At 63.2% G+C, this 25,835-nt stretch carries 19 protein-coding genes; 18 read left to right on the plus strand and 1 reads right to left on the minus strand.

The window, feature by feature from the left end; all coding sequences use genetic code 11:
- The first annotated feature begins 4 nt into the window (after positions 1-4).
- The 5 genes from A9K68_RS23640 (at position 5) to A9K68_RS23660 (ending at position 6,275) form a co-directional block, all read left to right on the plus strand.
- Complete coding sequence (locus A9K68_RS23640) at positions 5-943, plus strand: ABC transporter permease (RefSeq protein ID WP_065010343.1); 939 nt, start codon at positions 5-7, stop codon at positions 941-943.
- A gap of 8 nt (positions 944-951) precedes the next feature.
- Positions 952-1,788 carry an ABC transporter permease gene (locus A9K68_RS23645; RefSeq protein WP_246811425.1) on the plus strand — a complete coding sequence of 279 codons (837 nt, stop codon included), beginning with the start codon at positions 952-954 and terminating at the stop codon, positions 1,786-1,788.
- Positions 1,785-3,461: an ABC transporter ATP-binding protein gene (locus A9K68_RS23650; protein WP_065010341.1), complete on the plus strand. Its 1,677-nt coding sequence runs from the start codon at positions 1,785-1,787 to the stop codon at positions 3,459-3,461. The genes A9K68_RS23645 and A9K68_RS23650 overlap by 4 nt, the downstream gene beginning before the upstream one ends.
- A 48-nt stretch (positions 3,462-3,509) precedes the next feature.
- The gene (locus tag A9K68_RS23655) at positions 3,510-5,009 is read left to right on the plus strand and encodes an ABC transporter substrate-binding protein (RefSeq protein WP_095519754.1); all 1,500 of its coding nucleotides are present in this window, start codon (positions 3,510-3,512) and stop codon (positions 5,007-5,009) included.
- A 243-nt stretch (positions 5,010-5,252) separates the two neighbouring features.
- On the plus strand, positions 5,253-6,275 hold the full coding sequence (locus tag A9K68_RS23660) for an IS110 family transposase (RefSeq protein ID WP_065010339.1): 1,023 nt from the start codon (positions 5,253-5,255) through the stop codon (positions 6,273-6,275).
- A gap of 364 nt (positions 6,276-6,639) precedes the next feature.
- On the opposite strand, the gene tssH is transcribed toward A9K68_RS23660, so the two are convergent.
- Positions 6,640-9,405, minus strand: coding sequence for a type VI secretion system ATPase TssH (gene tssH / locus A9K68_RS23665; protein WP_065006835.1), 2,766 nt, complete (start codon positions 9,403-9,405; stop codon positions 6,640-6,642).
- Between the two features lie 332 nt (positions 9,406-9,737).
- Between tssH and tssA the strand changes: the two genes are divergently transcribed.
- From tssA to tagF, 13 genes are read left to right on the plus strand one after another with little or no spacing between them, the layout of a single operon-like run.
- Positions 9,738-10,907 carry a type VI secretion system protein TssA gene (gene tssA / locus A9K68_RS23670; RefSeq protein ID WP_065006950.1) on the plus strand — a complete coding sequence of 390 codons (1,170 nt, stop codon included), beginning with the start codon at positions 9,738-9,740 and terminating at the stop codon, positions 10,905-10,907.
- A 6-nt stretch (positions 10,908-10,913) separates the two neighbouring features.
- Positions 10,914-11,453 carry a type VI secretion system contractile sheath small subunit gene (gene tssB / locus A9K68_RS23675; RefSeq protein WP_065006836.1) on the plus strand — a complete coding sequence of 180 codons (540 nt, stop codon included), beginning with the start codon at positions 10,914-10,916 and terminating at the stop codon, positions 11,451-11,453.
- Positions 11,454-11,456: 3 nt separating this feature from the next.
- Complete coding sequence (tssC, locus tag A9K68_RS23680) at positions 11,457-12,962, plus strand: type VI secretion system contractile sheath large subunit (RefSeq protein ID WP_065006837.1); 1,506 nt, start codon at positions 11,457-11,459, stop codon at positions 12,960-12,962.
- 48 nt (positions 12,963-13,010) lie between these two features.
- Positions 13,011-13,466 carry an Hcp family type VI secretion system effector gene (locus A9K68_RS23685; protein ID WP_065006838.1) on the plus strand — a complete coding sequence of 152 codons (456 nt, stop codon included), beginning with the start codon at positions 13,011-13,013 and terminating at the stop codon, positions 13,464-13,466.
- On the plus strand, positions 13,453-14,208 hold the full coding sequence (tssE, locus tag A9K68_RS23690) for a type VI secretion system baseplate subunit TssE (RefSeq protein ID WP_065006839.1): 756 nt from the start codon (positions 13,453-13,455) through the stop codon (positions 14,206-14,208). Before A9K68_RS23685 ends, tssE begins: the two co-directional genes overlap by 14 nt.
- 1 nt (position 14,209) lies before the next feature.
- Entirely contained in the window at positions 14,210-16,084 is a 1,875-nt protein-coding gene (tssF, locus tag A9K68_RS23695) for a type VI secretion system baseplate subunit TssF (protein WP_065006840.1), read from the plus strand.
- Complete coding sequence (tssG, locus tag A9K68_RS23700) at positions 16,048-17,133, plus strand: type VI secretion system baseplate subunit TssG (protein ID WP_065006841.1); 1,086 nt, start codon at positions 16,048-16,050, stop codon at positions 17,131-17,133. The genes tssF and tssG overlap by 37 nt, the downstream gene beginning before the upstream one ends.
- Complete coding sequence (gene tagH, locus A9K68_RS23705; RefSeq protein ID WP_065006951.1) at positions 17,130-18,617, plus strand: type VI secretion system-associated FHA domain protein TagH; 1,488 nt, start codon at positions 17,130-17,132, stop codon at positions 18,615-18,617. The genes tssG and tagH overlap by 4 nt, the downstream gene beginning before the upstream one ends.
- Positions 18,618-18,620: 3 nt before the next feature.
- Positions 18,621-19,073, plus strand: a complete 453-nt coding sequence (gene tssJ / locus A9K68_RS23710; protein WP_065006842.1) for a type VI secretion system lipoprotein TssJ — start codon at positions 18,621-18,623, stop codon at positions 19,071-19,073.
- 39 nt (positions 19,074-19,112) lie between these two features.
- Positions 19,113-20,447 carry a type VI secretion system baseplate subunit TssK gene (gene tssK, locus A9K68_RS23715; protein ID WP_065006952.1) on the plus strand — a complete coding sequence of 445 codons (1,335 nt, stop codon included), beginning with the start codon at positions 19,113-19,115 and terminating at the stop codon, positions 20,445-20,447.
- 4 nt (positions 20,448-20,451) lie between these two features.
- Positions 20,452-21,774, plus strand: a complete 1,323-nt coding sequence (gene icmH, locus A9K68_RS23720) for a type IVB secretion system protein IcmH/DotU (protein ID WP_065006953.1) — start codon at positions 20,452-20,454, stop codon at positions 21,772-21,774.
- Between the two features lies 1 nt (position 21,775).
- Entirely contained in the window at positions 21,776-25,312 is a 3,537-nt protein-coding gene (tssM, locus tag A9K68_RS23725; RefSeq protein WP_065006843.1) for a type VI secretion system membrane subunit TssM, read from the plus strand.
- Positions 25,294-25,833 carry a type VI secretion system-associated protein TagF gene (tagF, locus tag A9K68_RS23730; RefSeq protein WP_082982200.1) on the plus strand — a complete coding sequence of 180 codons (540 nt, stop codon included), beginning with the start codon at positions 25,294-25,296 and terminating at the stop codon, positions 25,831-25,833. The genes tssM and tagF overlap by 19 nt, the downstream gene beginning before the upstream one ends.
- Positions 25,834-25,835 lie beyond the last annotated feature (2 nt).

A 25,835-nucleotide genomic window follows, 5' to 3' on the forward strand; every position in this document is an offset into this window, starting at 1 on the left:
GGCCATGCACCGCTATAAGTTCGTTCTATACCGTCCGCTTCAGTTCCTACCGGTGCTGTTCGGCATCAGCGTGATCACGTTCATCCTTGTCCGGCTGATCCCCGGCGACCCCGCTCGCGTTCTGCTCGGCACCCGCGCCACCCCCGAAGCGATCGCCCGCATCCGCGCGCAGTACGGCCTCGATGAGTCCATGCTCGCCCAGTATTTCTACTTCCTGCGCAACCTCGCGGACGGCGAGATGGGGCGCTCGATCCTCTACAAGATCGATGTGCTGAAGCTGATCGCCACGCGCATCGAGCCCACTCTGACGCTGGTGCTTTGCAGCGTTGTGCTGTCGGTATTGATCGCCGTGCCGGTGGCGGCGATCGCGGCGCGCAATCAGGGCAGGCTGGCGGACCAAGTTATCCGCATCGTTTCCACCTTCGGCATCGGCTTCCCGCCCTTCTGGCTCGGCCTGATGCTGATCATCCTGTTCAGCGTCGAACTCGCCATTCTCCCGGTGTCCGGTTACGGCAACACGCTTTCTGAAAAGCTTGCACATCTCGTGCTGCCGAGCCTCACTGTCTCGCTGTCGCTGTCGACCGTTCTGGCGCGCAGCTTGCGTGCGGCGATGGTCGAAGGCTTGAGGTCCGACGTGGCGACTGCCGCGCGCGCGCGCGGCATGCCGGAGAGCATCGTGTTCTGGCGCCACGTGCTGCCAAATTCGTTGGTGCCGACCGTCAACCTTCTCGCCGTAAACATAGGTTGGCTGATCGGCGGCACCGTCGTGGTGGAGACCGTCTTCGCGCTGCCCGGCATGGGCCAGCTGCTGGTGCGCGCCATCTTCTCGCGCGACTACATGGTCGTGCAGGGCGTGGCGATGGTCTTCGCTTGCGCCACCGTGCTGATCAACTTCCTGGCTGACATCGTCACGGTGGCTCTCGATCCGAGGGTGAAGCTGTGAGCGAGCCCTTGGTCGCGCCAGCGCTCGGCCGGAAGGGCCGCTTTCGCCGCCGCGGTACGCTGGCGGCCGGCGCCTTCCTGCTTGGGGCGTTCGTCGTCCTCGCGCTCGGCGCGCCGCTGATCGCGCCCTACGATCCGATCGCCCAGGACGCGACAGCACGGCTCCAGGGGCCGTCCTGGCTGCACCCGTTCGGGACCGACAATTTCGGCCGCGACATCCTCTCGCGCGTCATCTGGGGCACGCGCATCGACCTCAAGATCGCCGTCATCGGCGTTATCTTTCCCTTTCTCATCGGCACCACGTTGGGCACGGTAGCCGGTTTCTTCGGCGGGATAGTCGACGCCATCTTCATGCGGCTGGTGGACATCATCCTGGCCTTCCCGTTCCTGGTATTGATGCTGTCGATCATTGCGATCCTGGGGCCGGGCCTGGCCAGTTTTTACATCGCCATGGCCCTCGTCGGCTGGGTTTCCTACGCGCGGCTCATCCGCGCCCAGATGCTCGTGCTCAAGAACCACGACTACGCGGTTGCGGCGGTCAGCCTTGGCTTCAGCCGCATGCGCATCATGTTCCGTCACCTCCTGCCCAATGCCGCTGCCGGCTCGGTCGTCTTCGCGATGTCCGACGCGGTCCTCGTCCTGCTGAATGGCTCGGCCATTAGCTATCTCGGGCTGGGCGTGCAGCCGCCAGTCGCGGAGTGGGGCGTGATGGTGGCGGAAGGCCAAGCCTTCGTCACCACCGCGTGGTGGATTACACTGTTCCCGGGGCTCGCGATCGTGACGCTCGCCTTCGCCTTCAGCATGATCGGCGACGGGCTGGCCGATTTGTTCGGGGTTCACGAGTGATCGCGGCGCTGCTCAAGGTCACCGACCTCACGGTCGTCCATGACGGTGACGGCGGGGAGCGTACCCTGCTTGATGCCGTGTCGCTCGATCTCGCCCCGGGAGAAGTCCTCGGGCTGGTCGGCGAGAGCGGGTCGGGCAAGAGCCTGCTCTGCCGCTCACTCGTCAGGCTGCTGCCATCGAGCCGGCTCAGGATCAGCGGTGGCTCGATCACACTTTCCGGGCGTGAGCTGACGACCGCGCCGGAAGCCGAGATGCTCGCGGTGCGCGGCGGTGAAATCGGCATGATCTTTCAGAATCCGAGCAGCCATCTCGACCCGGTCATGAGGATCGGCGACCAGATCACCGAGGGCATCCGCTTTCACCAGCGGCTGGACGCCAAGGCGGCGCGCGCCGCGGCGGTGGATATCCTCGCCCAGGTCGGGTTTCCGGATCCGGCTCGGCAATACGATAGCTACCCGCATGAATTCTCCGGCGGCATGCGCCAGCGCGCCATGATCGGCGCGGCGCTATCGAGCAATCCCAGGATCCTGATCGCCGACGAGCCGACGACGGCACTCGACGTGACGATACAGGCGCAGATCCTGCGGCTTCTGATGGACATCCGCGCCAGGCGTGGACTCTCGGTGATCCTGGTCACCCACGATCTCGGCATCGTCGCCCAAGTCTGCGACCGCATCGCGGTGATGTGGCAAGGTCGACTGGTGGAGATTGGAGAGAAGCGCGGTCTGCTTGCGGCGCCGGCGCATGCCTATACCCGTTCGCTGATCGCCAGTCATCCCTCGCTGCCGGAGGAGGACATGCCGGCAAAGGCTGAGAAGCTCCGGGCACCCGGAGCGGTGCCGGTGGTCGATATCGAGAAGCTGCACGTGCGCTTCGCCACGGGCGGCCTGTTCCGGCGAGGCGCGGTTGATGCAGTCAATGGGGTCACACTCCGTGTCATGCCGGGCGAAACGGTCGGCATTGTCGGAGAATCCGGAAGCGGCAAGAGCACTCTGGCGCGCGCCGTCCTTGGACTTACGCCGGTCTCGTCAGGCACGATACGGTTCGATGGTGCGGACATCGCATCGGGCCGCGCAGTCCTCGGCATGCTGCGACGTCAAACCGCCATGGTTTTCCAGGACCCCTACAACGCCCTCAATCCTCATCTTACCGTTGGCAAGATGCTGGCGGAGGTCCTGCGGGTACAGGGCAAGATCGAGACCGCGCAAATTCCGGCACGCTGCGGCGAACTGCTCGACCTGGTCGGCTTGGGGCGCGCGTTCCTCGACCGCAAGCCGCGCTCGATGAGCGGCGGCCAATGCCAGCGGGCCGGCATAGCTCGCGCGCTCGCCGTCGACCCGAAACTTATCATTGCGGACGAGTGCGTGGCCGCCCTCGACGTCACTATCCAGGCGCAGATCGTGGAGTTGTTCCGCGAACTGGTGGAACGTATGTCGCTCACGCTGCTATTTATCGCCCACGATCTCGCAATCGTTCGCAATCTCTGCCAGCGTGTTGTGGTGATGCACCGCGGCGTGGTCGTCGAGGAAGGTCGGTCGGAGGAAGTGTTCTCCCGGCCGAAGCATGCCTACACCGCCGCGCTGATTGCCGCCGTTCCGCATATCGATCCGGACAAGCCGCTGCTTGCTCCCTCGAAGATGGCGACCCCGCAGGCCGACGGGGTCGCAAACTGAAACCAAAGGCAAACCAGAAGGGGAATACCGATGTTAAGAAGCAAATGGATGCGCATCGGCTTGGTCACCGTTATGACCAGCCTGTCCCTGGGGGCGACGCTGGCAGAAGCAGCCGGCGTACTCACGATTGGCCGGCGCGAAGACTCGACCACCTTCGATCCGATCAAGACCGCCCAGAACATCGACCTGTGGGTGTTCGCCAACGTCTACGACGTGCTGATCCGCGTCGACAAGACGGGCACCAAGCTAGAGCCCGGTCTCGCCGAGAGTTGGGAGGTCAGTCCGGACGGCCTCACCTATACGCTCAAGCTGCGCGACGCGAAGTTCTCGGACGGCTCCGACCTGACGGCCGACGACGTGGTGTTCAGCCTCACCCGCATCAGGGATGACGAGGGCTCGCTGTGGGCGGATCCTTTCAAGGTGATGGATGCGGTCGAGGCAACCGATCCAAAGACCGTCACGATCAAACTCAAGCAGGCGACCGCGCCGTTCCTGGCGACGCTGGCCTTCCCGATCGCCTCGGTTCTTTCCAAGAAGGGCTTCGAGACGCTCGGTCCGGAGAAATATGCCGAAACACCCATCGGCTCTGGCGCCTTTACCATCACGGAATGGAGGCGCGGCGACCGTGTCATCCTGGCGAAAAACCCGCATTTCTGGGAGGCCGATCGTGTCAGCCTCGACGGCGTCGAGTGGATCTCCGTGCCGGACGATAACACCCGCATGCTGAACGTGCAGGCCGGCCAGCTCGACACCGCGATCTTTGTGCCGTTCTCACGCGTCGCCGAACTGCAGAAGGATTCCAACCTCACCGTCCATCTCGACCCGTCGACCCGCGAGGATCACCTGCTGATTAACCACGAGCATGGCGCGCTGGCGAAGAAGGAGGTGCGGCAGGCCCTCGACATGGCCATCGACGAGCAGGCTGTGGTCGACACGGTGACGTTCGGCTACGGCGAGGTCGCAAACTCCTACGTCCCGAAGGGCGCGCTCTATTATTACGCCGACAATCTCAAGCGGCCCTACGATCCGGAAAAGGCCAAGCAGATGCTGGCCGACGCCGGGGCCTCGGACCTGACGCTCAACTACGTCGTGCGGGCCGGCGACGAGATCGTCGAGCAGACCGCCGTGCTGCTGCAGCAGCAGCTCGCCAAAGCCGGAGTCACCGTCCAAATCCAGAAGGTCGACCCGAGCCAGGAATGGGACATGCTGGTGGCCGGCGACTATGACGTCTGTGTCAACTACTGGACCAACGACATCCTCGACCCAGACCAGAAGACCACCTTCGTTCTCGGCCACGACGCGAACATGAATTACATGACCCGCTACAACAACGAGAAGGTCAAGGAGCTGGTCGCGGCGGCGCGCATCGAGATGGATCCGGCCAAGCGCGAGCAAATGTACACCGATCTGCAGAAGATGGCCAAAGAGGACGTCAACTGGATCGATCTGTACTACAGCCCGTTCATCAACGTCTCGCGTAATAACATCGAGAACTTCTACCAGAATCCGCTGGGCCGGTTCTTTCTGGAAGACGTGGTCAAGAACTAGACTTGTCAACGAAGCCACGGGACGCCGCTCTGCGGCGTTCCGCCCAACCCTGACAGCACGTTTGGCGTGCCGCCCGTCTCACCGCGTGTCGTTTGTTGGGACAGGTGAGCGATCTGCTGCTGTCGCTATTTCCGCTTTCTGACAGTTCCGCGCTGATTGCGGACGGTCCGCACTTGATGCGGTGGACGGCTCTCCTCCGCCTTGCGGCTATAGTCGCTGGGCCAGAGCTGGAGGAGAGCTGAGATGGACAAGGGTACGACGATTGGTCTGGATATCGCGAAGTCCGTGTTTCAAGTCCACGGCGTAGATGCCGTGGGCCAGGTTGTCATTCGAAGGAAGCTGACCCGTGGGCGAGTGCTGGGGTTCTTCGAGAAGCTGCCGCGATGTCTGGTCGGGATCGAAGCCTGCAGTTCCTCGCACTATTGGGCGAGAGAGCTGACCGCACGAGGTCATGATGTGCGACTGCTGCCGGCACAGTATGTGAAGCCCTATTTGAAGCGACAGAAGAACGATGCGGCCGATGCCGAGGCCATCTGCGAGGCGGTGACCAGGCCGACCATGCGCTTCGTCCCGGTGAAGTCACCCGAGCAGCAGAGCGTGATGATGCTGCACCGGGTTCGGTTGATGCTCAACCGCCAGCGCACGCAGATATCGAACGCGTTGCGGGCCCATCTGTCCGAGTTCGGAGTCGTGGCGCCGATCGGGCGGATCGGGATCGAGCAACTGCTTGTCGTCATTAACGACGATAACGACACGAGGATACCGGCTGACGCGCGGCTCTGTCTGCGGATGCTCGAGGCGCAGCTCACAGTCGTGAAGGCACAGATCCTCGAGAACGATCGCAGGGTGCGGGCGAGTGCACGAGAGACCGAGCTGGGTCGCAGGTTGATGGAGATACCAGGGGTGGGCCCGCTGTTGGCGAGTGCGTTCGTCGCGACCGTCGCCGATCCGCTCGCATTCAAGTCGGGGCGATGCCTCTCGGCCTGGATCGGGCTCGTTCCCAAGCAGAACTCAAGCGGGGGCAAGGAGAAGCTCGGCAGCATCTCCAAAGCCGGCAATCGATACCTGCGCCAGCTGCTCGTGGTCGGAGCGATGGCGGTCATCCGCTATGCCGAGCGGCACGGGACGAGGCGACCCTGGCTCGTGCAGCTGATGGCCCGACGAACGACGAAGGTGGCGGCGGTCGCGCTCGCCAACAAGACCGCCCGGATGGTCTGGGCACTGATGACGAACGGCGAGCGCTACAAGGAGCCGATCATCGCATAAATCGAGATAGGGCGAGTGATCGCCGACGAGTTGGAAAGGGCGAACAGGAGCTAATGCACAGAGCCGGTTGAAACCGCCGGATCAGGAAAACCCACTGGGGCCGTGCACCTCGAGTGCGAGCTTTCGATCGGGACCTGAGCCGCGCGAATGGCATTATGGCCAGCGGCGCGTGAAAAGCCGCACTTACAGGTCGGATACATGGCCGCACCAACCAGCAACTGCAAAATGCTCAAATAAACCCTTGCCAACGGAGAGCCGTCCATACACGGCCCCTGAGCGGTCCTACGGCTCCGGTACCAAGCTTCATGTGTGGATGCCCCCGTTGATGCAGATTTTGACCACAAACTATGGAATTGCGCCTGAGCTATTCGAAGGAATAGGTGAATCCTCCTTCGGAGGCTCCGACAGTCACTTTCGTCATCTTTTCGCCCTCGAGCGACCGGTTCAGCACGCCACGGCTCAATTCCGGCAGAAGCGTGTTTGTCAAAATGGCGTCGATCATCCGCCCGCCGGATTCGATCTCGGTGCAGCGGGCCTTGACCAGATCCATGACGCCGTCACCGATCACCAGCTCGGCATCGTTGCTTGAACGCAGCCGGCGGGCGATCTTGGCGAACTGATGGCGGGTGATCGCTTCGATCATCGTGTCCGAGAGCGGGTAGTACGGGATGGTTACCACCCGGCCAAGGAAGGCCGCGGGGAAAACCTTCAACAGCGGGCCGCGCAATGCCGTGTCGAGATCGTCGAGCCCCGCCCGTACCGTGCCGCTGCTGGTCCGGTCCATGATGACTTCGGAGCCAACGTTCGAGGTGAGCAGGATCAGCGTGTTTTTGAAATCGATCCGCCGGCCTTCGCTGTCGTCCATCATTCCCTTGTCGAAGACCTGGAAGAAGATTTCATGCACGTCGGGATGCGCTTTCTCGACCTCGTCAAGCAGGATCACCGAATAGGGCTTGCGCCGGACCGCCTCGGTCAGGATGCCGCCCTTGCCGTAGCCGACATATCCGGGTGGCGCGCCCTTCAAGGTAGAAACCGTGTGCGCCTCCTGGAACTCGGACATATTGATCGAAATGAGGTTCTGCTCGCCGCCATAGAGCGTCTCGGCCAGGGCCAGCGCGGTTTCGGTCTTGCCGACGCCCGAGGGACCGCAGAGCAGAAAAACCCCCACTGGCTTTTCGGGCGCGCCGAGCCCGGCCCGGCTGGTCTGCACGCGCTTGGCAATCATTTCCATGGCGTGATCCTGACCGACCACGCGCTCGGACAGGGTGGCGGCGAGCCGAAGCGCCTTTTCGGTCTGGCTCGACAGCATCCGGCCAGTCGGGATGCCGGTCCAGTCCTGCACCACGGCAGCCACGGCATTGCGGTCGACCGACGGCAAGATCAGCGGCGTCTCGCCCTGCGCTTCTGCGAGTTCGGCCATCAGCTCCCGCAGCCGCGCGAGATCGGCAGCCGGATCGGGTGGAGAAGGATCGGCAGTGGCCTTTGCATCCGCATCGGTTTCGGGCGTTTCGATCCCGGGCGTTTCGATCTCGGGCACATCCGCACTTACCGTTTCGGCGACCGCCTGCGGAGTCTCCACTGCATCGAGCGGCACACCCTCGCCGCGCAGCCTGGCGCGCAATTCCAGTATCTCGCCAACCAGCGCCTTTTCCCGATCCCAACGTTCCTGCGCGGCAGTAAGTGTAAGTTCGGTCTCGGCGAGCCCGGTTTCGACCCGACCCTGCCGGTCGGCCACGTCGATGCCGATCGCTGCCTCGCGGCCGATGATGCCGCGCTCGACCTCAAGCGCCTGGCGGCGGCGCATAATGTCCTCCACCTCGGCAGGGGTGGCATGCTGCGAAATGGCGACACGGGCGCAGGCGGTGTCGAGAAGGCTCACGGCCTTGTCGGGCAGTTGCCGCGCCGGGATGTAGCGGTGGGACAGGCTGACCGCCGCCTCGATCGCCTCATCGAGGATCTGCACCTTGTGGTGCTGCTCGAGGACACCGGCGACACCGCGCAGCATGAGAACGGCCACCGCTTCCGACGGCTCATCTATCTTGACGACCTGGAAGCGACGGGTAAGCGCCGGGTCCTTCTCGATGTGCTGCTTGTATTCGGCCCAGGTCGTTGCTGCGATCGTGCGAAGCTCACCCCGCGCCAGCGCCGGCTTCAGCAGATTGGCCGCATCACCGGTTCCTGCCGCGCCGCCGGCGCCGATCAAGGTGTGAGCTTCGTCGATGAAGAGGATGACCGGCGTTTCGGAGGATTGAACCTCGTCAATGACCGCCTTCAGCCGTTTTTCGAATTCGCCCTTTACGCTTGCGCCCGCCTGCATCAGGCCGACATCGAGCATACGCACACTGACGCCCTGCAGCGTCGGCGGCACGTCGCCCTCGGCGATGCGCAAGGCAAAACCCTCGACGACCGCGGTTTTGCCGACCCCGGCCTCGCCGGTCAGGATCGGGTTGTTTTGCCGGCGTCGCATCAGGATATCGACGATCTGCCTGATCTCCGGATCGCGCCCGACGACCGGATCGATCTTGCCGTCGCGGGCGCGCTGGGTCAGGTCGGTCGCATACTTGGCCAGCGCCGAATCCCCGCGCGCAGCCCGCCGCGGTGTTTCGGCGGCGGGAACCTCAGTCCAGGCGCCGGCTTCGAGTGAACCCTCCATGACATCTGCGAACCGCGCGATGACCGCGTCGGCATCGATCCTGCCAAACTCGCCGCTGATCTTCGATAGCAGGCCGTCCAGCACCGGCGTCTTCAGGCAGGCGAGCAGAATGTGCGCACTGCGCACTTCCTCGACGCTGAACTCCAGCCCCGCCAGGCTCCAGGCTTCCTGGATGGCGTGAAAGATATGATCGGAAAACTCCTCGATCGAAGTGGCGCCATAGGGCAGCTTGTCGACGGCGCGGGTCATATCGGCCGTGAGCCGGCTCGCATCCACCCCGGCGTCGGCAATTATCAGCTGCATGTCCGAGCGCTCGGAAAGCACCAGCTGTTCGATCCAGTGAACGAGCTCGACATAAGGATTGCCGCGCAGTTTGGCGGTGTCGGCCGCAGCCTTGAAGGCGCGCAAACAGACGGGGTTGAGCTTACCGACCAGTTCCTTGCGTTTGAAGCTCTGCGACGACCGGCGCTGTTCCATTGAACTTGCTCCTCCAATCTGCCAGGCAATAAACTGCCACATAAGCAGCGACTTGACAAAGAGCGTTATCGACGGGGCGTCTGGCTGTTCGAACCAGTCGACTTCTTCCCTGACAGCAAAGCCGACGCCTTCGGCTACAAACAGCCGTGGAGTGCCCAGCTCTTGCGGATGCCTTCACATACAGGGTTCGACAATTGCGCCAGCGATTTCGAGCTCAGGCCTCCCTCTGCAAGCTTCCATTAAGATTGAGCAGCAACTAAATTGTGGTAAAGTGTCGCGGTGTGGTAACGTTGGGTCATGCACGGCTCAAGAGCCGCTCGCTGGGGGATGGTGTGATTGATCTCGCACTCTGGCTGAATCCGCTGGACGGTGAAAATCCGTCAGGGGAGGATTTGCGCAACGATCCAGCCTTTCATGAGCTGGAGCGTCTGACGGAACAGCAGAAAAAGGTCGAGTATCAAGGGAACGCCAAGTTAGAAGTTGCCGTTCCGATCGACTGGTCCACCGTGCTCACCAAGGCCGAAGAGCTGCGTCCACACGGCCGGGACCTGCGCCTCCTCGTCATCGTTACGCGTGCTCTGGCCAACGAGTATCGGCTGGCCGGGCTGGCTGAGGGCCTGACCCTCATAGCGCAGACCTTCGATCAGCACTGGGCAACCATGCACCCGGCTCTGCGGTCCGGTGCTACGCCGCGCGACGCCGCCCTCCGCCGCATCAATGCGCTGACTGACCTCCAGAACAGTCAGGATGGCCTGCTCAAGGATTTGCGGAAAATGACGTTTTTCGCGCCGCGTGCAATCGGCCCGATCCTCGGCGAAGATCTGGAGAAGGGCGCGCTCGACGAGCGTGTCATGCTTCAGGAAGCGGCCTCGGGAATGAACGCGACCGAGAAGGCGGCTCTGGCGAGCGCGCACAGCCAATTGGTGAACCGGGTGCGCAGCGCATGCGCCGCACAGATCGATCAGGCCGGCGCGGAGATGACGTCGCTCTTTGCCAATGCGCGCGCCGCGATCGCGGCCCTCGAGGCGGTGGAGACCGCACTCAATGCCCGCATCGAGGGCAGCGGCGCCACCGTTCCGGAATTAAAGCGGTTTCTGCAGCGTTTGCTGACGACCCTCGAACGAAACTCGGCCGCCGGCGTCACCGCGAATGGCGCCGCAAAGCCTGTTTCCGCGCCTGCAGAACCAGCAGCGCCTGTTCGAAACGGTAATGGAGCCGATACGATGGCAAGTATGGCAAGTTACGCGGAACCGAGCACGGGGCTCCCGGATCGGATTTCCTCGCGCGACGACGTCGTGAAATGCCTCGACCTTGTCGTGGCCTTCTATGACCGCACCGAACCGTCGAGCCCGATCCCGCACCTCGCCCGCCGCGTGCGCCGGATGGTGCATATGGATTTCGTTGAACTGATGGAAGATCTCGCCCCGTCGGGGCTGAAGGAATTCCGGCTTCTTGCCGGCGTTCCCGATGCCAAGAAGACGGCTCAGAAGGATGAAAGGTAACAAGCCATGCCAGCCGAAAGTAAAGCGAAGGTCATCGAACGAAATCGCGCTCCGCGCGTGCAGATCGCCTACGACGTGGAGACCTACGGCAGCCCGACGACGATCGAACTGCCGTTTGTCATGGGTGTGATGGCCGACCTCTCCGGCGCTTCACAGACCAGGGAGGCGTCGAAATCGGTGCTGGACCGCGCCTTTGTCGAGACCGACGCCAACCGTTTCCCCAAGTTCATGGAGGCACTTGGGCCACGCGTGAAAGCCCGAGTGAAAAATACACTACCCCAGGCTGAAGGCGCCGAACGGGACGAGGAGCTGGCACTCGATCTCACCTTCACCAAAATGGGCGATTTCGCCCCGGACAAGATCGCCGAGCAAGTCCCGCAATTGGCCGAGATCCTCAAGATGCGTCGTCAGCTCGAGGAGCTGCTCGGTTTCATGGATGGCCGTGTCGACGCCGAAAAGCGCATCGCGCAACTTCTGAACAACGAGCCGCTTCTCGGCAAGATCGCCAACCAGGCATTATCCGACGACGATAAGGTTCAGGAGTAAATCATGGCCGAACAACAAAAAACCGCAGCCGTCGCCGCTGAGGCGGAAGCCATCGACCTCGGAGAATTCAGCGGGCTCCTCGAGAAGGATTTCAAGGTCAAGAAGGACGACAGCGAGAAGCTGCAGCAACTCGTGCGCAATCTCGCGCTCGCGGCGCAGTCCCGTTCCGACACCACAACCATCTCGTCCAACGCGATCAAGTCGATCAAGTCGCTGATCGCGGGAATAGACAAGATGCTGTCGGAGCAGGTGAATGAGATCCTGCATGCGCCGGAAGTGCGCGAAATGGAAGGCACATGGCGCGGCCTCTGGTATCTCGTCAACAACACCGAGACGGATCAGAAGCTGAAGATCCGGGTGATGAACATTTCCAAGGTTCAGCTTGCCGACACGCTTGAAGACTACGAAGGCCAGATGTGGGATCAAAGCCCGATCTTCAAGAAGGTCTATACGGACGAGTATTCGATGCTGGGTGGCGAGCCGATCGGCTGCCTGATCGGCGCCTACGAATTCTCGAACCATCCGCGCGACGTCGGCCTGTTGCGTAACATCTCGGGCATCTGTGCCTCCGCGCATACGCCGTTCATCGCAGCCGCCGACCCGCGGCTGTTCCGCATGGACAGCTGGCAGGAACTGCCGAACCCGCAGGACCTGCAGATGATCGTCTCGAACCCGGCCTATGCCTCGTGGCAATCGCTGCGCGAGAGCGAGGACGCGCGCTACATCGGCCTGACCATGCCCCGCGTCCTGGCACGACTGCCGTATGGCGCGGAGACCGTTCCGGTGAAGGGCTTCACCTTCGAGGAAGAGGTCCACGGCGACCACAACAAATATGTCTGGATGAACGCCGCCTTCCCGATGGGCGTCAACATCAACCGCAGCCATAAGCTCTACGGTTGGGGCACGCAGATCCGCGGCGTCGAGAATGGCGGCACGGTGCTCAACCTGCCGGTGCACAGCTTCCCGACCGACGACGGGTCGATCGCGATGAAATGTCCGACGGAAGTCGCCATCGACGACCGGCGCGAGGCGGAACTGGCCAAGCTGGGGCTGATGCCCATCCTGCACAGGAAAAACACGGATCTCGCGGCTTTCATCGGTGCGCATTCGCTGCAGGACGACGAGACACGTGCCGGGCGGCTGGTCGATCCCGACGCACAGTCAAATGAACGACTGAGCGCCAACCTGCCCTATCTTTTCCCGGTTTCGCGCTTTGCGCACTACCTCAAGGCCATTGCGCGCGACAAGATCGGGTCGTTTAAGGAACGCTCCGACATGCAGATCTGGTTGACCGAGTGGATCAACCGATACGTGCTGGCCAACCCGGCCTTTGCCGACGACAAGGCGCGCGCCAAGCGCCCGCTTGCTGCGGCTGAGGTCCAGGTCGACAGCGTGGAAGGACGGCCGGGCTACTACAATGCTCGCTTCTATCTGCGCCCGCATTACCAGCTGGAGGGCATCAACGCTTCGCTCCGACTGGTGTCGGAACTCCCGTCCGTAAAGACTTGATTCGCAGCAACCACACCTTGTTCTGTTTGAAAGCGGTGGAGAAAGACAATGCCAGTGAAAATTGATGGTTTTCTAAAGGTTCCGGATATCAAAGGTCCAAGCGTTCGAGACGGCCACGAGGATGAAATCGAAGTGCATGGGGTCGATTACAAGATAATCGCGCCGTACGATCCGAATTCGCTCTCACGCCGCGGTCGTGTGTCCCTGGGGATGATCAAGTTCACCAAGCACTATGACAAGTCATCGCCGTATCTGAAAAAGGCGCTGTTCGACAACAAGGCGCTGGACGAAGTTGTGTTCTCCGCCCGCCGGACCATCGATGGCGAGACCAGCGACTATCTGGTCGTTACCCTGACCGACGCTTCCATAATGGAATACGACATGCAACAGGCCGAAGATGAAGCGGACCTGATCGAGGAGGAGGTCAGCTTCGCCTACAAGAAGATCAAGTTCGTCTATAACAAGGATGACGAAATCGAAATGGATGTCTATGTCGGCAAGTGAGGTGCGGCGGCCCGGCGCGGACAAGCTACAGGTAACCGGCAGTTCGCGAGCGAAACGCGAAGCGGTCCAGCCCTCTCTTTGGGACCGCCTCGTCAACGACCTGCCGGGCGTGACCTCCGAGATAGACGGGCTGCGCCAGACCTTACAGGACGAGCTTGGCGCAGACCGGCTGGATACCCTGCTGGCGGGCAGCGCGCGGCTTGTCGATACCGACGCGGAGCTGACGCCCGATCAGAAGCGGCGTCTGCAACGCCTGGCCTTTCAGACCCAACACCGCGCGGAGATCGAAAGCCGTGGCGTGGTCGTATCCGCCCGCGTCCTCAAGGAGGCCGTGCGGCGCGACATCGAGGCCTTGTTCAACACCGAGCGTTTCGAAGCTGTTCCGCTTCTCTCTGATTTCGAAAGTGAACAGGCCGCAGACAATCCGCCATCGTTGGCCGATTTTCCGGAGGTGCGCCGAAGTGTGGTCAACTACGGTGTGCCTTCCTTCTCGGGCCGTTCGTCCCGCGACTTTGATCGCGAGACCCTGGCGCGCGAGATCCGCTCGGTCCTTGCCACGTTCGAGCCCCGTCTCAAGGAAAGCGCAACCAAGGTAACGGTGACCCTCGGTGACAAAAGTGTGGGCCTGAAGATCGAGATAGACGCTGTGCTGATCATGACGCCGACGCCGGAACGCATGCGCCTGCGCACCACGATCAATCTCGATAACGGCCTGGCGCGGACCGAATTTAGGGACAGCTGACATGGATCGGGTCTTCGTAGAATATTACGAGGAGGAACTGACCCATATCCGCGGACTCGCGGCGGAATTCGCCGACATGCATCCGGCGGTGGCGCGCAATCTTTCGCTGGATACGGTCCCCTGCCCGGACCCGTATGTCGAGCGGCTGCTTGACGGCGTCGCTTTCCTCGCCGCGCGCACCCGGTTGAAAGTCGATGCCGAGCGTTCGCGGTTTTCACGCAGCGTGCTGGATGTCCTCTATCCCGATCTGGTTACGCCCGCGCCGGCAACGGCAATGGCAGTGCTGAAACCCGGCCAGCAGGTCCAGTCGATGATTGCCGGCCATGTCATCAAGCGGAACACGCGGCTGGTGTCCAGCCTGCAACCCGGCCTGTCGACGCGCTGCACATTCACCACCGCGCAGGAAATGACGCTGTGGCCGATAACCATCATATCGGTCAGCTATTTCCAGGATCGCAGCGGGCTGGCAGCGGCCGGCATAACACCGATCGGCGGCGTTGGCGGCGAGGCGGCGCTGCGCATCACGCTGGGGCGGGCCGGAAAAGGCAGACTTAGCGAATTGGCGCTCGACCGGCTTGATTTCTATTTTGCCGGGCGCGCCAAAGCGCCATTGCTGTTCGACGCGATTTTCGGCGCCTGCTCGGCCGTTGGTGCACGGGCCGAGGGCAAGGCCAATCCGCTATCGCCGTTGCCGGGACCCGAAATGGTCGGCATCAGCGACGACGAGGCGTTGATGCCTCGTACCCGTCCGACATTCGAAGGGTACCGTCTGCTGCGCGAATATTTCATGATGCCCGAGCGCTTTCACTACGTGCGGGTTTCAGGACTGCAGTCGGTCGTGCGCCGATGCGAGGCCGGGGTCGAGATCATCTTCATGTTCCGGCGTCCGGTACCCGAACTCGCCGATGTGACGCCGGCGGATTTTGAACTTTTTGCGACGCCGATCATCAACCTGTTCGAGCGTGACTGCAACGTCATCGAGCTTGATCCGCGCAGAACGCGGCAAGTGCTGCATGCCGACCGCACGCGGGCGCGGGACTTCGAAATCTATCGGGTGACCCACGTCGAGGACGCCGACGCCGAGGGTCCTGATGCCGAAATTCCGGAGCTCTTCAGCCTGGGGCAAAACCGCAGCAATGGCTGGGTCTATTCCACCGAACGGCGCCCTCGCCGGGCCACCGAAGATGAACGGCGCGACGGGTTGACCCGCACCTCATACACTGGAGACGACGTTTTCCTATCGGTTTCACGGCCGGTCGGAAGTCCGGCGAACCGGCCGCTGAAGCATCTCGACATCATGGCGCTTTGCACCAACCGGGATCTGCCGATACTCGACGACAACCCTACTTTGACGCTGGAGACTGGCGATCCGGTCGAAACGATCCGGCTTATCGGTGCTTTGCGCCCGCCGCAGCCGGCGATCCCGGCCGCGCTGCCGGCGGGCGCCCAAGGCGAGTCCCGCGCCGACAATCTCGCCTGGCGGCTGGTGGCGCAGCTGGCGCTCAACTTTCTCAGCCTTGCCAAGGAAGGCCGCGGTGTCGATCCGCTGCATGCGCTGCTCGATCTCTATGCCGACCGGGGAGATCCGAGCCTCGCCCGCAATGTGCACTCGATTGTTCGCATCGACTCGCGGTCCGTCGTCGAACGGCTGCAGATCGATGGGCCGATGTGCTTCGGACGGGGCACGGAAGTGACGCTGCATGTGGACCAGTCGGTTTTGGCAGGGCAAAGCACATTGCTGCTTTCAGCCTTGCTTGCACGGCTGTTTGCCCGTCACGCCGGACTAAACGGCTTTGTGCGGACCCGCACGCGGCTGCTGCAGAAGCAGGAGGATGTGCCATGGCCGATGACGCCCGGCAATCGCTACCTGATCTAGACAAATTCGACTTGGACCAGGTCGAAGAGCTGGATGATACATTCGATTTTTTCGAACTGTTGCGCCGGCTCGAACGCAGGGGCGGGCTATTCGGCTATTCCGGCCCCGCGGATCGCGAGCCGGCAAGGCTCGGGCAGCATGTGCGTCTTAGCTTTTCCGCCAAGGACGTGGTTGCGTTCCGCGAAGCGAAGGACAAGACGCCGGGGAAGGTCGGGACGCCGGCCCGGGTCACGGTTGCAAATCTCGGGCTGATGGGACCGGAAGGCCCGATGCCGCTTCATTTGACACGTTGGGTGCTCGATCGTCTGTCGCAGCGCTGGTTCACCGGCGCCGACGCACGGCAGACCAGCGACACGACGTTCGTGGACTTCGTCAATATTCTCCAGCACCGCATGATCGCCCTGTACTATCGGGCCTGGGCCGACGCGCATCCGGCAGTACAGGTCGAACGGGCGGTCGGCGGCCGGGTAAGGGCCATGCTTGAAGCCATGGCGGGAATCGGACTTCCCGGCACCGACAATCCCGATCTCGACACCGTGAAGCTTCGCCAAGCCGCGTCGCTCGCCAGCCAGGTCGACGGTCCGGAGCGGCTGACGCTGTTCCTGGCGGAAGCGTTCAAGGTCCCGGTCCAGATCAAGGAGTTCGTTGCTACCTGGATGACCATACCGGCGTCGCTCCAGACCCGACTTGCCCAAGCTTACGCGGTGCTGGGTCGCGGGGCCACGATCGGCCCGCGCGTTTTCAGCCGCCAAAGCAGGATCGAACTCCGCGTCGGCCCGCTTGGGTATGAGGAGTTCAAAACGTTCCTGCCGGGCGGTCAACGTCTGCAAATGTTCAAACAGGCCGTTCGTGACATGGTTGGGGAATCGCTCGATGTCGATCTGCGGATCGTGCTCGCGCGTGAAGCAGTGCCGCAGCCCCGTATCGGAGCGGTGCAGCTCGGCCGAACCAGCTGGCTTGCGCGGCCCGCTGAAAGGGGCGATGCTGACGATATGCGGCTGCGGACAATCGTCGGATGGCGGCCGGAAATGGCGGAGGTCGCGGCATGAGTCTGCTGCTGACGCTGGAGCAAGGGCCACGGACCCAGGCGGTACGGCAGACCCGGCTGGACGAAGGTGAACTGGTGATCGGCCGTAGCGCGGACGCGGGCTGGCAGATCGACGATCCCGACATGTTCGTTTCACGCGCCCATTGCAGGATCACCGGCGGGCGGGATGGGTATTTCGTTACCGACACATCAAGCAGCGGCTTGTTCATAAACGACTCCGACAGCCCGCTCGGCGCCGGGACGTCGGTCCGTCTTCAGAACGGCATGCGGCTGAGGCTGGGCGACTACATCGTAGGCGTCGATCTGCAGACGCCGGCCGCTCAAGCACCAGCAGCCAGCCAATCGTTCCCGGAACGGTCGCCGCCGGCATCACGAGCGCCGGTAAGCATCAGCCGCGATGATTTCTTTTCAGCCACGGTCGAAGAAGAGCCGCGCCGACCGCGCCCCGCCGATCTGCCGAACCCGTTCGAGCAGCCAATTCCAGGAGCGTTCGAGCGCGCCAACCAGCGCAGTTCGCCTGCCTTCGACGACCCTTTCAGCCTCGACCCGGTAGCGACGCCCGCGCCAAGAGGCGCTGCCTTTTCCGAACCACGTGATGCGCTGGGCCCCGCAGACCCATTCAGCTTCGATCCGACGCCTTCCGGTGCACGCGAGCCCGTTCCAGGCCAGTCAGTCCCAGGCCAGCCTGTTCCAGGAAGGTCATCCGAATTCGATGACGATTTCGGTTTCGGGCCGGCCGCGTCGCCCGATGTGAGAAACGGCGCCGGCTCGACTGGTCAACGCCAACACATCGCCGGAAGGCCGCAGTCGGCCAATCCCTGGGATTTGCCTGGCCAGGCGACAGATATGCCTTCTCCGCCACGTGCCGGCGTTGCCCCCAAATCCGCCCCCTTCCCGGCAGCGGCGCAACAGGCGAACACGGCGCTTCGAACCGCGTTCTTGCGTGGCATGGGCATCGAGGAAGCCGATTTTCCGGGACGCGACAGCGTCGCGGAAATGGAGAAATTCGGTCGCGAGTATCGGCTCATGATGGAAGGCCTGATGCAGCTGCTGCGCAAGCGAGCCGAGGAAAAGGGGAACGCTCGCGTCGCCCAGACGGTGGTGGGGGCCTCTGAAGTCAATCCGCTCAAGTTTCTGCCGACGGTCGACGACGCCATCGTGACCATAATCGCGGAGCGCAGCCCCGGATTTCTGGCCGGCGAAGCGGCAATCGCCGACGCGGTCCGCGATCTCGCGCAACATCACGTGCGCGCCTGGCGAGGCGTGCAGTCCGCGTTGCGGCGAATGATTGACCGTTTTGACCCGGCAGCGATCGAGGAAGAGCTCAAGTCGAGTTCCGCGATCGGCACCCTGCTTTCGGGCGGGCGCAGCGCCAAGCTGTGGGAGCTATACCAGAAACGCCATCGTGAAATCGCCCAGAGTGCGGAATCGAGCTTCCTCGGCGAAATCGGCGCTGATTTTCGGGATGCATATGAGGAGGAGTGAAAAATGATCGATCGCCGTGAATTTATCGTTGCCCTGGGCGCAACCGGGCTGCTGGCGGCTTGCCAGAGTGGTCCGCCAAAACCATCGGCGGTCACTGTCAATCTGACCGGCGCGGCCGGCATGAACCCGGGACCAGGTGGCGGCGACCGGCCCGTGACGGTTCTCGTGATGCGGCTGCGCAGCACCGGTAAATTCAACTCGGCCGATTATTTCGCGTTGCAGGGGGATGCCGGCTCCGCACTCGGAGGCGATCTCATTGGATCCGACCAGATCTCCATCGGACCTGGAAAAACCGCATCCAAAACCATCACGGTCGAGCCGGACGCAGCTGCGCTGGGCTTCGTTGCCCTCGTCCGCGAGCCTGGCGGCCGGAGCTGGCGTACAACCAAGTCGGTGTCGCCGGGGTCAAAAGTAACCGTCAACGTCACTCTTGGCAGCGGCGGCATTTCCGCCTAGCGGCCAAGGCAAGGGGTGCTCGATGCAGAAAGTTGCGGCATGAGCGATGCAAACAGGGTGCTGTGGTCCGAAGGCCTGTTTCTCCGGACCCAGCATTTTCAGCAGCAGGATCGCTTTTTCGAGGCGACTGTGCGCGGCGCGTTGCAGGCCGGGCAGCTCCATACGTTCGGCTTTCAGCAGCTGACGCTCGACCAGGCAATGCTCGACGCCGGCCAGGTCTCTATACTGTCGGCCCGGGGCATCTTTCCGGATGGGACCCCCTTCTCCATCCCAGATATGATGGATGCGCCACGACCGCTGCCGGTCACCGCCGACACGGGCGCCGGACCGGTGCTGGTCGCCCTGCCGCTCGAGCCTGCCGGCGGTGTCGGCTTCGATCCGGCCCACGCCGCATCGACCGGCGCGCGCTATCATGGGCGCATCGTTACCGTCCGCGACGCCGTCCAGGGCGGTTCAGATCCTGAAGAAATCGAAATCGCCCGTCCGCAGGCGATGCTGCTTGCACCCGGAAAATCGGTTGGTGGCTACACCGCCCTGCCCATAGCCGATATCAAAGGGGTTCGAGCCGATGGCGGTGTCTCCCTGGATGAGACGTTCCTGCCACCGACATTGGTTACCGGAGCGGTGGCCTGGTATCGGCAGTTGCTTTTGGAAGTCGTCACCGGCCTCGACCAAATCGCCGAGGCGCATGGCAAAATGGTCATGGGCGGGCCAGGGCGCAGCGTCGAAGACCTGTTGATGCTCAATCTCGCCAATGCGGCGCGTCCGCGGCTGGCCCACATGCTGGCTCAGGATGTCTTCCATCCGGCCGAGCTTTACCTGGAGCTTGCCGGTCTTGCCGGCTCAATGGCGACCTATGGCTCGAGCGCGCGACGGCTGAGCGAGTTGCCGGCCTACGATCACATGGCGCCCGGCCCCGCCTATTCGGCGCTGGCCGACGCCTTGCGCTCGCTCATCCTGAGCCTGCGTTACATCGAGCCTAAATCACGCGCACTGCCGGTCATGCGGCATTCGACCAATGTCTGGAAAATCCGCATCGACAACCCGAAGCTGCTGGTGGCCAGCCGGATCGTCATCCGGGTCGGCTCCGAGCTGTCGGAGGATGCCTTGCGCAAGATTTTCGTCAACCAGGCGACCGTCGGTTCGGCGGATCAGTTCGAGGGCCTGTGGAAGTCCCGTCTACCCGGCATCCCGCTGAAGCCGCTTCATTCCCAGCCGCGCGAAATCCCCTACGACGGCGATCGGCTGTGCCTTGAGCTGGATCAGAAAAGCGAGCACTGGGCCTCGCTGCTCGATGCCCCCGGCTTCGTCATCGGCGTGTCGGGCGTGCTGCCGAGCGAGCCGCAAGTCGACTGCTATTCGGTAAACAGGTGAGATGATGAGCCGGGATGATCCTTTCGGACTGTCGGAGGATCGCGAACGCACCCGCATACGACTAACCGGCGCGCCGATGCCGCGACCGATGACGCCACTGTTGTCGGGTGTGCCAATCAAACGGTCGCGCACGCATCCGAACACGCTGGTCAACGCATTCGCGCCGCTGCTCGAGTTCGCGCCCGAGCTTGAAAGCGCACTGCCGCCGGAAAACCCGGAAGCGCTGCGCACCCGCCTGCTCGATGAGCTGGTTCGGGCGCGTGACGCGGCAATGGCGGCGGGGTCCTCTCTGGAGCGCGCCGACCAGGCAGCCTGGGTGGTGGCGGCATTGCTCGACGATCTGGCTCTGAACACGCCATGGGGCGGCGCCAGCGCATGGCCGCGCCAGCCGCTTGTGGTTATGCTGCGAGGCGATGTCGATGCCGGCACGCAGTTCTTCACCCGTCTCGACGAACTGGAGCGGCATCCGAACCGGGATCGCGAATTGCTCGAACTGCAATATCATTGCCTGGCGCTGGGCTTCCGCGGCAAATATCGTGTTCCAGGCCGGTCGGGCGACCGCTCGCTCAATGCCGTTCGCGTTGCTGCGGCGCGCTTTCTGCGCGATGCCGATGCCGACGGCGCGCCGCTGTCGCCGAACTGGAAAGGCGTGATCGCATCCGACGAGCCGCAGCGCTTCATCGTGCCGATCTGGGTGATGGGGCTCGGCGCGGCGGTTCTCGCCACTGCAATCTACCTCGGGCTGTCGATGGGACTGAGCAGTCAGGCGGTTGAGCTTTCGACCCTGGTTCGTGCTTTGCCGCCGCCGGCCCGCGGCGAAATCAGCCGGACATCGCCACAGGTCGACGCGCCGCCGCCGGAGGCAGTGGATTTTGCGCTGGTGCCGGAGTTTCAGGCCGGAGCGCCGGCCAATCTCAGGGCCGCGCTCAGCGGCACCGAGAGCGTCTCGCTGGCCAGGCTGATCATTCAGGCCTCCAACCCCGAACTGTTCCAGTCGTCGCGGCCGACATTGACGGAAGGCTTCGAACCGCTGATCGGCTCAATCGCCAAAGTGATCCTCGCCAATCAGGAACTGATCGGCAACATCACCGTGGTCGGCCATACCGACAGTATTCCTTTGCAACGGTCCAATCCGCTTTCCACCAACCAGCGGCTGTCCGAAGCGCGCGCAGCAACCATTACCGAGATGCTGGTCCAGAACGGTGTGCCGCAGGACCGCATTCGCTTCGAAGGACGTGCAGCGACCGATCCAGTGGCCGACGACAGCACCCGCGCGGGACGGGCCTTGAACCGCCGCGTCGAGGTGCTGGTCGAAAAGAGGCTGTGAGATGTTCATCCTGCGCTTCCTGTGGGCGGTCCTGACATCGCGCTGGCTGTGGACGCTGATCGGCATCGCGCTGCTTTCCCTGGTTATCTGGGTGTTCGGCCCGATCGTCAGGGTCGGTGCTTACGAACCCTTCGCCTTGGAAAATGTCCGCATCGTCATCGTTGCGCTGCTGGTCATCTTCTGGCTGATCTGGCTGATCGTCGCGCAACGCCGGGCGATCCGGGCCAACCGCATGTTCGTCGCCGAAATCGCTGCGCCCGTGGTGGAAGAACCGCTGAGTCCCGGCGAAGAGAACGTCGCCGCCGTCGGCGCCAAGTTCGCCGAGGTGATGGTCGAATTGAAGCGCCGCAAGCTGGGCGGACGCAAGTTCCTGCGCGAGATGCCCTGGTACGTGATCGTCGGGCCGCCGGCCACCGGCAAGACCACGGCCTTGCGCCAGTCCGGCCTGAACTTTCCGATCGACCTCACCGACGATCTGCAGGGGGTTGGCGGCACGCGCAACTGCGACTGGTTTTTCTCCGAGAACGCAGTTCTGATCGACACGGCGGGCCGCTACGTGCAGCAGGAGAGCCAGCCGGACGTCGATGCGGCGGAATGGCTGGGCTTCCTCGACCTCTTGAAAAAGCATCGCGGCCGCCGGGCGCTCAACGGCGTGATCGTCGCGCTGTCGATCGACGCGCTTTCAGAGGGCGACGAAGCCATCAGGGCGCATGGCCGCAAGATCCGTCGTCGCCTGGCAGAGCTCAACGACCGGCTCGAAATCCGCCTTCCAGTCTATCTGATGCTGACCAAGGCCGATCTGATCAAGGGTTTCGAGGCTTTCTTCGGCGGCCTGTCGACGGCCTCGCGCGAGCAGGTCTGGGGGACGACCTTTGCGCTGGATGCGCGGGTCGACGCAAAGACCATAGAGCGGGAAATCGCCACCCTTGCGACGGAACTCGAGCGGCGGCTGGTGCCGCGCCTGGAGGACGAGGACAAACTCGCCGCCCGCGCCGAGATTTTCAGGTTTCCCGCCCAGCTGACGAGCCTGTCCGAGCCGATCCAGGTGCTGGTCGAGGCGATGTTCGGCGAAAGCCGCTACGAGGAAGCCGCCTGGCTGCGCGGCCTCTATCTGACGTCGGCGACCCAGGAAGGGGCACCCATCGACCGGCTGACCGCAGCGCTGTCTTCATCCTTCGGTCTTCCGCCGCGACGGGCCATGCCGGCGCCGCGCGTCGAAAAACGCAGCTTCTTCCTGAAGAACCTGCTGACCGAGGTCATTTTCAGGGAAGCCGGCCTGGGGACGTTCGATCCGCTGGCGCAGCGCCGCCGCGCCTGGATCTGGCGTGGCGCCGCGGCAGCCTGTGCCGCCGCCGCCCTGTTGGCCGGTGCGATGTTCACCTGGTCCTACTTCGACAACCGCAATGCGATCGCAGCGCAGGCGGGCCAGTTCGAAGCGCTGCAGGCGCCGCTGACCGCGGCAGCCGCGAGCCCGGCATCGGTGGAGCAGCCCGCCATCGACAGCGCGCTCAATGCGATGGCCGAGGTCGCAAATGCCCGTACCGCACCACCGAGCAGTGCCCAGGACCTGCTGGGGCCGTCGGCGTCGGCAGAGCTGCTGCGGGCGCAGGCCGACACTTACGACCACGCTCTGCGCAACGTGCTGGAGCCGCACATGGTCGCTCTGCTCGAGGCGACCATGTGGCGGCAGATCCGCGATCCGGATTTCATGCTGGGGGCGCTAAAAACCTATCGCATGATGACCGGCCTGTCGCAGATGGACGCCGATTACGTCCAGGGCTGGTGGGTCAACGACTTGCCGGAATTTGCGCCTGCGGCGCCGTTTCCGACCGCCGACGCGGAAGAGCACCAGCTTGCCGCGATCCGTCGCATGGCGGTCGACGACAGCTACATCGCCGCGGATCAGGGGTTGGTTGCCGAGGCGCTGAAAACGGTTTGCACGATTTCGCTGCCGGCGCGCGCCTACAGGCAGTTGCTGGCCGACCCGGCGGTGGCCGGCCTCAAGGAATGGATCCCGGCGAATTTCGCCGGCCCCAACGGCGCCAAGGTTTTTGCACGGCGTTCCGACAAGACGCTGCGCGTCGGCATTTCAGGCGCGTTCACCTATTCCGGCTTCCACGATGCCATTCTCGAACGGGTCGAGGACGTCGCCGCCCAGGCCGCACTCGATCGGGCGGTCTTTGCCGGAGGCTGTTCGGAAAATGCCGAAACCTCGGTCTCGGCGCTGTCGGAGGATATTCTAAAACTCTATTACGAAGACTACATCGCGCAATGGGACAGCATCCTGCGCGATATCAGACTCGCGCCGTTGGCCGACCTGAATATCGCCAGCGAGAACCTAAAGGATCTCTCGAGCGCCGACTCCGCGCTGAAGCGCCTGCTTACAGCGGTGGTTCAGGAGACCGAGCTGACCCGATCCGATGAAGCGCCGGCCGACAACAAGGCGGCGACCAAGGCCGGCTCGAAACTGCTCAGCAAGCTCGGCAAGCTTGGCAAGCTCGCCAAGACAGGGGCAAAGCTGCTGCCGCGCGCAGGCTCCGCCAATGAGGTGGACCTTACCGGCAATCTGGTTGCCGAACATTTCAAGCCGCTCAAGGGGGCGATCGCCGAGGTCGACGGCCAGCCGCCGGCACTCGACGCCGCGGTGGTGGCGCTGACCGCACTTTCGAACGTGCTGCAGACGGTCACGGCCAATCCCGACCCGCAGGACGCCATCAAGAAGCAGGGTGGGCTGGCCGAACTGACCGGAGCGGTCGCCAGGCAAGCGCAGATCCTGCCCGATCCGGTCGACGACTGGCTCGGCGGCATTGCCGGCGACACCAGCGGCCTGACCCAGAAGGCGGTCACCTCGGAGCTCAACGCCATCTGGCGCGCCGACATCCTGCCGTTCTGCCAGGCGGCGCTGAACGACCGCTATCCGTTCAGCCCCGAAAGTGCGGTCGACGTCAATGTCCGCGATTTCGCCCGCCTGTTCGGGCCGGCCGGGATGATCGACACCTTCATCAACGACCATTTGATCAGCTATGTCGACACCGCCAGCCAGCCATGGAAATGGCGCGCCGATTTCGGCCTCGAAGCGGCGGCTCTGGCGGCGTTCGAACAGGCCAGGCGGATCCGCGACGATCTGTTTCCAGGCGGCACCGGGCCGGTGATGAGTTTTACGCTCCAACCGAAGGACCTGTCGCCCAACGTCACGCGCGTGACGCTCAATCTCGATGGCCAGAACCTCGTCTACTACAACAACGCGACGCGGCCGCAGCCGATGACCTGGCCCGGCAAGGACGGCACCGGCGTCATCTCGCTCGCCTTCCAGCCGATCGACGGCTCGCCCGAAGTCATGCTGAACGAAACCGGCAGCTGGGCGTGGCTGAGGCTGCTGCGCAGCGGCCGCTTCACCGGCACCTCGCTGTCCGACGTCTACAGCCTGCGACTGGGCACGCAAGGCATGTACGCCGATTTCGAGCTCAAGGCGGCAAGCGTCGAAAATCCCTACAATTTGCAAATGTTCAAGAAATTCTCATGTCCGCCACAGATATGATCACCGGATTTTTCGGCAAGATCCCGGCGACGGGCGACTTTGTCGCCTGGAACCTGCCGCGAGCCTTCATCGACCGCTGGGATCGCTGGATGTCGATGGAATTGCGTGCGCGGCCGGACGAGGGCGAACTTGACCCGCGTGTCTGGCGTTTCACGGTGCCGGCTGGCATCTTCTGCGATCAGCCTTGCGCCGGCGCGTGGCGGATGAGCGAGGATCGTGTCGGGCGCAGATATCCATTCGTGGTCGCCGCCATTGGACGCCCTCCCCGCATAGACGACGAATGGTTCGATGCTGTGTCCGGGATCGCGGGTGACGCGGTGTCGCGTTACTGGACGAGCGCCATGGTCGCCGAACGGGTCAACGCGGTTCAGCCGCCGCCAGCCAACGAAACGGAGCCCAAGATCGTGTTCTGGTGCGACGGCTGGAACGTCCACGAATGCCATTTTAAAGATATTCATGATCTGGCCGACAACGGCCTGCCCGTCATGCGCACGGTACCTCTGCCTGCGGAGGAAAGTTGATC

The sequence above is a fragment of the Mesorhizobium sp. AA22 genome, assembly GCF_001672375.2.
Classification (GTDB): domain Bacteria; phylum Pseudomonadota; class Alphaproteobacteria; order Rhizobiales; family Rhizobiaceae; genus Mesorhizobium; species Mesorhizobium wenxiniae.

Bases quoted from the DNA above. Each gene is read 5' to 3' on its own strand.
- tssJ (WP_065006842.1), top strand. From the start codon at position 18,621: ATGATCGATCGCCGTGAATTTATCGTTGCCCTGGGCGCAACCGGGCTG.
- tagH (WP_065006951.1), top strand. From the start codon at position 17,130: ATGAGTCTGCTGCTGACGCTGGAGCAAGGGCCACGGACCCAGGCGGTA.
- tssG (WP_065006841.1), top strand. From the start codon at position 16,048: ATGGCCGATGACGCCCGGCAATCGCTACCTGATCTAGACAAATTCGAC.
- tssM (WP_065006843.1), top strand. From the start codon at position 21,776: ATGTTCATCCTGCGCTTCCTGTGGGCGGTCCTGACATCGCGCTGGCTG.
- A9K68_RS23640 (WP_065010343.1), top strand. From the start codon at position 5: ATGCACCGCTATAAGTTCGTTCTATACCGTCCGCTTCAGTTCCTACCG.
- tssC (WP_065006837.1), top strand. From the start codon at position 11,457: ATGGCCGAACAACAAAAAACCGCAGCCGTCGCCGCTGAGGCGGAAGCC.
- tssF (WP_065006840.1), top strand. From the start codon at position 14,210: ATGGATCGGGTCTTCGTAGAATATTACGAGGAGGAACTGACCCATATC.
- A9K68_RS23655 (WP_095519754.1), top strand. From the start codon at position 3,510: ATGCGCATCGGCTTGGTCACCGTTATGACCAGCCTGTCCCTGGGGGCG.
- tssK (WP_065006952.1), top strand. From the start codon at position 19,113: ATGAGCGATGCAAACAGGGTGCTGTGGTCCGAAGGCCTGTTTCTCCGG.
- tagF (WP_082982200.1), top strand. From the start codon at position 25,294: ATGTCCGCCACAGATATGATCACCGGATTTTTCGGCAAGATCCCGGCG.
- tssB (WP_065006836.1), top strand. From the start codon at position 10,914: ATGCCAGCCGAAAGTAAAGCGAAGGTCATCGAACGAAATCGCGCTCCG.
- A9K68_RS23660 (WP_065010339.1), top strand. From the start codon at position 5,253: ATGGACAAGGGTACGACGATTGGTCTGGATATCGCGAAGTCCGTGTTT.
- A9K68_RS23685 (WP_065006838.1), top strand. From the start codon at position 13,011: ATGCCAGTGAAAATTGATGGTTTTCTAAAGGTTCCGGATATCAAAGGT.
- icmH (WP_065006953.1), top strand. From the start codon at position 20,452: ATGAGCCGGGATGATCCTTTCGGACTGTCGGAGGATCGCGAACGCACC.
- tssE (WP_065006839.1), top strand. From the start codon at position 13,453: ATGTCGGCAAGTGAGGTGCGGCGGCCCGGCGCGGACAAGCTACAGGTA.
- tssH (WP_065006835.1), bottom strand. From the start codon at position 9,405: ATGGAACAGCGCCGGTCGTCGCAGAGCTTCAAACGCAAGGAACTGGTC.